The following is a 9892-nucleotide window of genomic DNA, read 5'->3' on the forward strand; positions in this document are numbered from 1 at the left end:
AATAATAACCTCATCTTATGATAAGGCTATTATCTCATATTTTGGTGTCCATTGGATAGGTTTTTAGAGGTGCCCTACAAAAATTGTTGCTAAAGATGGTAAATGGGTTGTATCAGAAACAACAAATACTGCTGTAAACGTCAATGATGAAATTGGTACAGTTGGTGAAACTTTCAATCTAAAAGTTCTTCCAACAGCAACAGCAAATGCCGCAACAGATACGATTAACGTAACTGCAAATAGTGAAAATATTACAGCAACGTTTACACGAGCCGAAGTAACATTAAAAACGCAACTAGGAGAAAATGTAGCAGCAACATTCAATAAAACTAGTGGTCGTTGGGAATTATCTGGTGAGACTGCTGAGAAGAAAACTCCTAACAGTGACGGTACAACAACATGGTTAAAACGCGACCTATATGTTGATGTGAATAAAGATGGAGAAACAATCTTTAATGTTTACGAATATACTCGTACATTAAACGCAGAAGGAAAAGTTACAGCCGTTAATAATGTATCTCGTACATTAACGACGTATAAAAAAGAAAATACGGCGAACAGTTCAGCAGATTCAGCAACTGATACTAATAAAGGAATGGTTGTAACTGTTAAATATGATAAAGGATTAAATAAATGGTCTGCTGATGATAACTCTACTGTAACAGCAACAAAAACTGGAGATAAGTGGACGATTTCAACTACATCAGGATTTAAAGGAACAGTTGATGCAGTAGAAACAGCAAGTTCTTCAGATAAAGCGTCTATATTAAATGATGCTCCGTCTATTAGCTCAAGTTTATATACTACTGTAAAAGGTGCTACAGTAGATTTAGTAAAACAAAAATCAGCTGCAGTAACAATTACAGATACAGAAGATGATGCGACAACTGCTCCAAATAAAAAGGAAACAACAGTTACAAAAGTAACGTTAACATCTCCTTCAGGAACAGTAACAGAATATAGAAGTGCAGCAGAAGCAGCAACTGTTAAATTATCAGAAGTAGGTACTTACACAGTTAAAGTTGAAGTAAAAGATAGTAACGGAAATATCGTTACTGCGGATACTGAAACGGATACTGGAACAAATAAAGGTGCCGAAACTGCAGTGAATTCAACTACCTATACAATTACTGTAAAAGATCAAGAAACGAATAAATTGTATACAGTTGAAGATGATGCAGTAACAAATGATCAGTTGAAAGAAAAAGTAAACCCTACAGCTGTAGACGGCTTTACTCCAACTAAAAATGATATTACAGATATTCCTACAACAGCTAAAAAAGCAGGTCAAACACTAGAAGTGCCAGCAACAGTAACTTATACAAAAGGAACTGAAACAATTCCTGTAGAAACTAAAGTAGATGTTGTAGTTTTACCAAAAGTAGAACCAACAGGTGTAACAGTTCTTAAAGATAGCACTGGTTTAGATGAAGCAGTTAAAGCGAAAGCAGTAGAAGCAGCAACTGCAGTTCCAACTGATAAATTGCCAGATGGTGTAACTGTAAGAGTTAAAGAAGTTAAAGCAGGAACAGTACCGGAAACAACAGCAACTGGAGTACAAAAGCCAGCAACAGCAGTTGTAGAGTATGTAAAAGATGGTAAAGTAGTTGCAACTAGAGAAGTAACAGTCCCAGTAACAGTAGTAGGTTCAACAGCTAAGAAATTAGTAGTATTTGAAGGGGATACTGTTACAAAAGATGATGTGAAAGGTGCTGTAACACCAGGTACAGACGGAACAAAAGGTGAACCTGTCATTGCTGAAGATATTACTGCTAAAGCAGGAAATAAAGAAGCGACAATCCCGGTAACATATGATAATGGTAAGTTAACCGAAACAGTGAAAGTTCCAGTAACAGTTTTACCAAAACCAGAAGCAGATGAAATTCTTGTTCCTAAAAATGGCAACAAAGAAAAAGCAAAAGAAAAAGTACTTGCTCAAGCTGAAAAAGCGATTGCTGATGGAACATTTACAGGTAAACTACCACAAGGTGCTAGAGTTGAAATTGATAAAACAGCTACAGTAACAGTCCCTGACTTAACAGATGATACTGAAGTGGATGTGACTGTTAAATACATTGTAGATGATGAAGAGAAAACAACAACTGTTAAAGTACCAGTTACAGTAGTTGAAGGTATACCACAAATCGTCCCAGTTGATGAAAACAACAAACAACCAGATCCAGAAAAGAGCATTGATAAAACAGATTATCCAGAAGGATCTACATTTAGATATAAGACTCCAGATGGGCAAACATCTCCAATCGATGTAACAACAACTGGTGATAAGAATGTGATTGTTGAAGTACTTGATCCACAAGGAAATACAATCGTTGAAGTACCAGCAACTGTACGTGTAGTTGATAGTACACCACAATTTGTAGTAGCAAATCCAGCTAAGAAACAACCTGAAGCGAAAGATAGTGTTACACCAGGAGAATATCCAGATGGCACAATATTTGAATACAAAACACCCGTAGATACAACAACTGCAGGTGAAAAAGATGTAACTGTTGTAGCTAAGTTAAATGGTCAACCAATTGCAGAAGTTCCTGCGAAAGTAGTAGTTGTAGATCCTAAGACACAATACGTAGTAGCAGATCCAAGCAAACCACAACCGGATGCAGCTAAGAGCATTGATCCAGAACAATACCCAGAAGGAACAACATTTGAGTATAAGACTCCAGTAGATACAACAACACCAGGAGAAAAAGATGTAGTTGTCATTGCAAAAGATGGAAATGATACACTTGTAGAAGTACCAACAAAAGTGAAAGTTGTACAAGGTTACCCACAAATTGTTCCAGTAGATGAAGGTAAGAAACAACCATCACCTGAAGATAGCATTGATTCGAATGATTACCCAGATGATGCAACATTTGAGTATAAAGAAGAAGTAGATACATCTAAACCAGGTGATAAGAAAGTTACCGTTGTTGTGAAACAAGGGGATAAGGTATTAGTTGAAGTGCCATCTACAGTTCGTGTAGTGGAAGGTTATCCTAAATATGTACCAGTAGACCCAGCTAAGAAACAGCCAGATCCAAAAGAAAACATTAATCCAAATGATTTCCCAACTGGAACAACATTTGAATATAAAGATAACACTCCAGTAGATACAACAACACCAGGTGATAAACCTGTAACGGTAGTAGCTAAGCTGAATGGACAACCAATTACAGAAATTCCAGCGACAATTGTAGTAGTAGAACCTAAGACACAATATGTCCCAGTCAATGCTGAAAATGATAAGAAACCAAAACCAAAAGATAGCATCACTCCAGATGATTATCCAGAAGGTTCAACATTTGAATACAAAACTCCAGAAGGGCAAGCAACTCCATATGATGGAACAACACCGGGTGAAAAAGATGTTACTGTAGTCGTGAAAGATTCGGATGGAGATACAATTGTAGAAGTACCTGCGAAGATTAAAGTAGTTCAAGGTAAAGAACAATTAACTCCAGTAAATGCTGAAGATAAAGATAAACCTAAAGCTGAAGATAGTATCACACCAAGTGACTATCCAGAAGGTTCAACGTTCGAATACAAAGTTCCAGAAGGACAAATAACTCCATATGATGGATCAACACCAGGTGATAAACCAGTTACTGTAGTTGTAAAAGATAAAGATGGGAAAGTGTTAGTAGAAGTTCCAGCTACTATTAAAGTAGTTGAAACAAAACCAACACCAATTGAAACACCTGTAACAAACACGCCGTTAAAAGAAGAAGACTATATTAGAGGTCTAAATATTCCAGACGGAGCAACAGCTAAAGTAGGAGAATTACCAGATTTAACAACACCTGGAGAAAAAACTCCTGTAAAAGTAACGATTACATTACCAAATGGTAAATCTTATACTGTAGATATTCCTGTAACAGTCACACCAGTTAAGGAAATCGAAACACCAGTTACAACAGAAAAACTGACTCCAGAAGATGTATTAAAACAAATTAAAGTACCAGAAGGAGCAACTACTAAGGTGGGAGATCTTCCAGACTTAACAACACCAGGTAAGAAAGACCCAGTGAAAGTAACGATTACATTACCAAATGGCAAAGTAGTGACAGTAGACGTACCAGTGACAGTCACACTAGTTAAGGAAATCGAAACACCAGTTACAACAGAAAAACTGACTCCAGAGGATGTATTAAAACAAATTAAAGTGCCAGAAGGAGCAACAAGTAAGGTAGAAAACATTCCAGACTTAACAACGCCTGGTAAGAAGGATCCTGTAAAAGTAACGATTACATTACCAAATGGAAAAGTGATTACAGTAGAAGTGCCGGTAAATGTAACACCAATTAAGGAAATCGAAACACCAGTCACAACAGCTAAATTGACTCCAGAGGATATTTTAAAACAAATCAAAGTACCAGAAGGAGCAACTACTAAGGTAGGAGATCTTCCAGACTTAACAACGCCAGGTAAGAAAGATCCAGTGAAGGTAACAGTAACATTACCAAATGGTAAAGTAGTGACAGTAGACGTACCAGTAACAGTAACACCAGTTAAGGAAATCGAGACACCAGTAACAACCACACCATTAACACCGGACGATTATACTAAAGGAATTAAGATTCCAGAAGGTGGTAAGGTTACTAAGGTTGAAAACATTCCAGATTTAACAACACCAGGTAAGAAAGATCCGGTGAAAGTAACTGTAACATTACCAAATGGTAAAGTAGTAACAGTGGATGTTCCTGTAAATGTAACGCCTGTTAAGGAAATCGAAACACCAGTAACGACAACACCATTAACACAAGAAGATTACACTAAAGGAATTACAATTCCAGAAGGTGGAAAAGTAACGAAAGTAGAAAATATTCCAGATTTAACAACACCAGGTAAGAAAGACCCAGTGAAAGTAACTGTGGAATTACCAAATGGCAAAGTAGTGACAGTAGACGTACCAGTGAATGTAACACCAATTACACCAATTGAAACACCAGTCACAACAGCTAAATTGACTCCAGAGGATATTTTAAAACAAATCAAAGTACCAGAAGGAGCAACAACTAAGGTAGAAAACATTCCAGACTTAACAACACCTGGTAAGAAGGATCCTGTAAAAGTAATGATTACATTACCAAACGGTAAAGTTGTGACTGTAGAAATTCCAGTAAATGTTACACCTATTGAAGATATTGTTAAAAAACAAGGAGATCCAATTACTGCTGAGGATGTTGAAAAACACATTCCAAAAGGAGTAAAAGTTATCAATATTGGTGATAAACCTACAACAGATATTCCAGGTGAAAGACCAAGTATCCCAGTAGTGATTGAATTACCAAATGGAATTCGCGTAACGATGAACATTCCAGTAATCGTAACACCGAAAGTAACACCTGTAGTAGTTCCAGTAGGGACACCAGTTACGCCAGAAGATGTTAAGAAACACATAGAATTGCCAAAAGGATGGAAAGTAACAAAAGTAGGAGAAATTCCAACAACAACTACACCAGGAACAAAACCAGTCGTTTCAGTAGAGATTGAATTACCAGATGGTCGTAAGATTACTGTCGATGTACCAGTCATCGTTACGCCAACCGTAAGACAAATTGTTGTACCACAAGGAACTCCAATCACACCAGACGATGTGAAAGGACATATTGATCTTCCAAAAGAACCAGGATGGGAAATTGTCGAAGTAGGAGAAATCCCAACAACAATTCCAGCTGGAGTGAAACCAAGTGTTAAAGTGAAGATTAAAGTTCCTACTGGAGAAATTGTTGAAGTAGAGGTACCAATTATCGTAACACCGACAGTAACTCCTATTGTAGTGGAAGTTGGAACACCGATTACTGAAGATGAAGTGAAAAAACATGTAGATCTTCCTGAAGGTTGGAAAATTACGAAAGTTGGAGAAATTCCAAAAACAAATACACCTGGTGACAAAGCATCTGTAACAGTAGAATTAGAGTTGCCAGACGGACGTAAAGTGACAGTGGATGTTCCTGTGAAAGTTACTCCTAAATCTAATCATGGGGATAGTCAAGGTAATAATGGTAGTTCAACTACTCATATCGTAACACGTTACCAAGATGGTGATGGTAAAGAAATTTCCCCAGAAGAAAATGGAAGCCATGGACCTAAGACTTTAGAAGGTTATGAATACACTGGCACTAAGACAGATAAAAATGGCAATGTGATTCATACCTATAAGAAAGTAGTTACTCCAACTCGTTCTGAGCAACCTGTTTCGCCAGTTCGTCCTACAGATCCAGAAAAACCAGTAGCTACTCCAACTCAGGTTAGTCGAACAGAATCAAATCAGGCAGTTAGTGAAACAACCGTAGCCAATGACAAGAAGGAATTGCCAAATACTGGTACGGAGGATAAGGCTGGTTTAGCTAGTCTTGGACTTCTTGGAATGTTGAGTGCATTCGGACTGGTAGCTCGTAAGAAAAAAGAAGACTAATACTCTTCGAAAATCTCTTCAAACCACGTCAGCTTCACCTTGCCGTAGATATGCTAGTCTTATCTACAACCTCAAAACTGTGTTTTGAGCAACCTGCGGCTAGCTTCCTAGTTTGCACTTTGATTTTCATTGAGTATAGGAAAGAAATTTCCTTTCTAAAGTCCGATAGAAAAATAGACTGAGGTGAAAACTTCAGTCTAATTCTTTGTACTATAAAAAAATCCTCTGGCAAGTACCAGAGGATAAGAATCTATTTCATTGTTGGGAAGAGCAATACATCACGGATAGTGGTTGTATCAGTGAGGAGCATGCAGAGACGGTCGATACCGATTCCCAAACCACCTGTTGGAGGCATACCGTATTCAAGAGCCTCGATGTAGTCGTAGTCGATGCCTGTCGCTTCATCGTCACCAAGTTCTTTGGCTTTAGCTTGGGCTTCAAAACGGCTAAGTTGGTCGATTGGGTCGTTCAACTCAGTAAAGGCATTACCGTACTCCTTAGTCATGATAAAGAGCTCGAAACGGTCAGTAAAGCGTTCGTCTTCAGGATTTTTCTTAGCGAGTGGAGATACAGCTACTGGATGGCCATAGACAAAGGTTGGTTGGATCAAGGTTTCTTCAACAAACTCTTCAAAGAAGGCATTGATAATGTGACCAACTTCAGTATAGTGTTTCTCAACTGGAACTTTCTTCTCAGCAGCGATAGCTTTAGCTTCTTCCAAAGTCATATCTTTCCAGAAATCGACACCAGTAATTTCCTTGATAGCATCCACCATGTGAACACGCTTAAATGGTTCATTGATTTTTATTTCAGTACCTTGATAGTTAACTGGACCATCGCCTTTGACAGCTTTAGCAGCGTGTTGGATAATGCCTTCAGTCAAGTCCATGATGTCTTGGAAGTCAGCATAAGCTTGGTAGACTTCGATAGAAGTGAACTCAGGGTTATGAGTAGCATCCATTCCTTCGTTACGGAAGATACGGCCAATTTCATAGACACGTTCCATACCACCGACGATAAGGCGTTTCAAGTGAAGCTCAGTCGCGATACGAAGCACCATGTCAATGTTTTGGGCATTATGGTGGGTGATAAATGGACGGGCCGCCGCACCACCAGCTTCGTTGTGAAGAACAGGTGTTTCCACTTCAAGGAAACCTTTTTGGTCAAGGTAACGACGGATTTCAGAAATGATTTTTGAACGAGTGACAAAACGCTCAAAGCTTTCACGGTTAGAAATCAAGTCAAGGTAACGTTTACGGTAAATTGTTTCAACGTCTGTCAAACCGTGGAATTTCTCAGGAAGTGGGCGAAGTGCTTTAGACAAGTGTGTGATGTGAGTCGCCTTGATAGAGAGTTCTCCCATATCAGTACGCATCACTTCACCTTCGACACCAAGGAAGTCACCAAGGTCTGCTTTTTTGAAGATTTCATAGTTTTCCTCACCGACAGCATCCTTACGAACGTAAATCTGGATTTGACCTTCGCGGTCTTGAATGTGGGCAAAACCTACTTTACCTTTACCCCGTTTGGTTACCAAGCGTCCTGCGATAGTAGCTGTTTCATTTTTGTCATGTAATTGTTCTTTATCGAGGTCGGCATATTTATCTTTTAATTCTTGTGAATTTGCAGTACGTTCAAAACGTTTTCCGAAAGGATCAATTCCTTGTTCACGGAGCGCAGCCATTTTTTCACGGCGAACGATCTGCTGGTCATTTAGTTCTTCCATATGTTCTGTTGACATGGGATCCTCCTAGTTTTACTCAAAATTGAATACGATGAGTCATTTTTTGCGATACTCCCATTTTATCATAAATAAGCAAGAAATTCACGGATAATCTTTAAAAACTAAAAAGAACTTGACGCTAAAATCAAGTTCTATTATTGATAGGAAGTATCATTCCAAGTATCGAGAGTAAATGTTTCAAAATCATGGGTTTCTAGAATGGTCAGACTAGCATTTGCTAGACCTCCATCTTTACGAAGAAGTGGTTCTTTATATCCTAGAAGAGTACGAAGACTGGCAGTAAGATTGGCACCGTGACCGACAATTAGAATACGCTCAGCTGGACTATCTTTTAATGATTTGATAAATTGGATGGTCCGTTGCGTGGTACTATAGAGGGATTCGGCTCCAAACATTTGAGTGTCAAATTGAGCAAGATTAGATCGAAAAGCTTTGATTTGTTGTGGGTAAATAGATTCCAAGGTTGCAATTTTCAAACCTTCCAACTTCCCCAGCTGCCATTCACGGAGATTAGGAACACTTTCTAAAGGACAGGGCGTTTTGAGTTGACTTTGGATAATCTCGGCAGATTTGACCGCTCGAGGTAAATCACTTGAATAAATCTGATCAAAAGGAATTTCCTTGAGATATTGGCCAAGTTTTTTGAGGGTGTCAATGGATTCAGGAAGTAGGGGAGAATCTCCACTAGCACCTTGAAAACGACCTTCTTGGTTCCAGAGGGTACGACCGTGGCGGACAAAGTAGAGTTTCATTCTTAGTTGCCCTCCAAGATATCTACAAAGTCAGCTTTTACAAAGCTAGCCAAGTCTTGCGGTGCGACGATAATGCTGTGACCAACTTCGCCTGCAGAGACAATCATTTGATCCAAGTCTAGAGCAATCCTATCGATAAAAATGGGATAATTGTGTTTCTGACGAATACCGACAGGATTATTGGCTCCATGAATGTAACCAGTTGTTTTTTCCAAGTCCTTTTGTGGAATCATGCTCACTTTTTTATTGCCAGAAATTTTGGCTAGTTTCTTTTCCGACAAGTGTTGAGTGATAGGGACAACTCCGATAATTGGTCCTGTTTTATCTCCCAAAAGAGCCAAGGTTTTGAAAATCTGATCTCGTTCATAACCTTGAGGCAGCTCTCCTTCCAGGGCATTGATTTGAATTCCCTGATGTGGGATAGCTGCTTTAGATAGGATTTGTTCCACCAATGTTTTTTTAATTTTAACTTTTTTTGCCATTATTTATACTTATCCTCCAATTGGCTCATCCAAATACCAAGCCAGATTCCCAGTGCAAAGAAGAAGGCGATGATGACATACCCGACAAGAGAAAGGCCTGTGTATTGGATGCTTTCAGCGTTTCCTGCATTTGGAATTAAGATCAAAAGGGTACTTGATAGGACGATACCGATGATGAAATGATAGACGCGTGAGTGGTAGTTGTTTAGGGCATAATCCATCAATTTTGAAAAAATGATGAGAGTTGCATCTGCCCCAATTCCAATCGGGAAGAAGGTTCCCAAGAGGTCAAAGGTTTTAAAACCAGTTAACATAGGAGCATAGAGACCCAAAATCAAAAGTAGATTTGATGGACTGAGGCCAGGAACTAATACGCCAAGAGCCAGCAGTGCACCAGCTAGGACGAAATTAAGAAAGCTGGAATCAAGCGGTCGCTTTAGAATTAGCCTTTTTTGATATTGGTTATGACGCCTAGAGAAGGTTTAGGATATTT

4 protein-coding genes and 1 pseudogene are annotated in these 9892 nt (G+C 38.8%); 1 reads left to right on the forward strand and 4 read right to left on the reverse strand.

Annotated elements, in window-relative coordinates; genetic code table 11:
- Positions 1–427: 427 nt before the first annotated feature.
- On the forward strand, positions 428–6421 hold the full coding sequence (locus K1I71_RS09080; protein ID WP_223330801.1) for a Rib/alpha-like domain-containing protein: 5994 nt from the start codon (positions 428–430) through the stop codon (positions 6419–6421).
- A gap of 250 nt (positions 6422–6671) precedes the next feature.
- Here K1I71_RS09080 and lysS read toward each other — a convergent pair whose 3' ends face one another.
- The 4 genes and pseudogenes from lysS to K1I71_RS09100 all read right to left on the reverse strand — a co-directional run.
- A complete protein-coding gene (lysS, locus tag K1I71_RS09085; RefSeq protein WP_223330802.1) occupies positions 6672–8162 on the reverse strand; it encodes a lysine--tRNA ligase in 1491 nt (496 codons plus the stop codon).
- Positions 8163–8299: 137 nt separating this feature from the next.
- A complete protein-coding gene (locus K1I71_RS09090; RefSeq protein WP_223330803.1) occupies positions 8300–8917 on the reverse strand; it encodes a histidine phosphatase family protein in 618 nt (205 codons plus the stop codon).
- Between the two features lie 2 nt (positions 8918–8919).
- The gene (locus K1I71_RS09095; RefSeq protein ID WP_223330804.1) at positions 8920–9399 is read right to left on the reverse strand and encodes an aminoacyl-tRNA deacylase; all 480 of its coding nucleotides are present in this window, start codon (positions 9397–9399) and stop codon (positions 8920–8922) included.
- A pseudogene (locus K1I71_RS09100) lies at positions 9399–9827 on the reverse strand (undecaprenyl phosphate translocase family protein); the annotation flags it as partial. The gene K1I71_RS09095 and the pseudogene K1I71_RS09100, both read right to left, overlap by 1 nt.
- Positions 9828–9892: the final 65 nt, after the last annotated feature.

Source organism: Streptococcus mitis, from assembly GCF_019929545.1.
Lineage (GTDB): Bacteria > Bacillota > Bacilli > Lactobacillales > Streptococcaceae > Streptococcus > Streptococcus mitis_BU.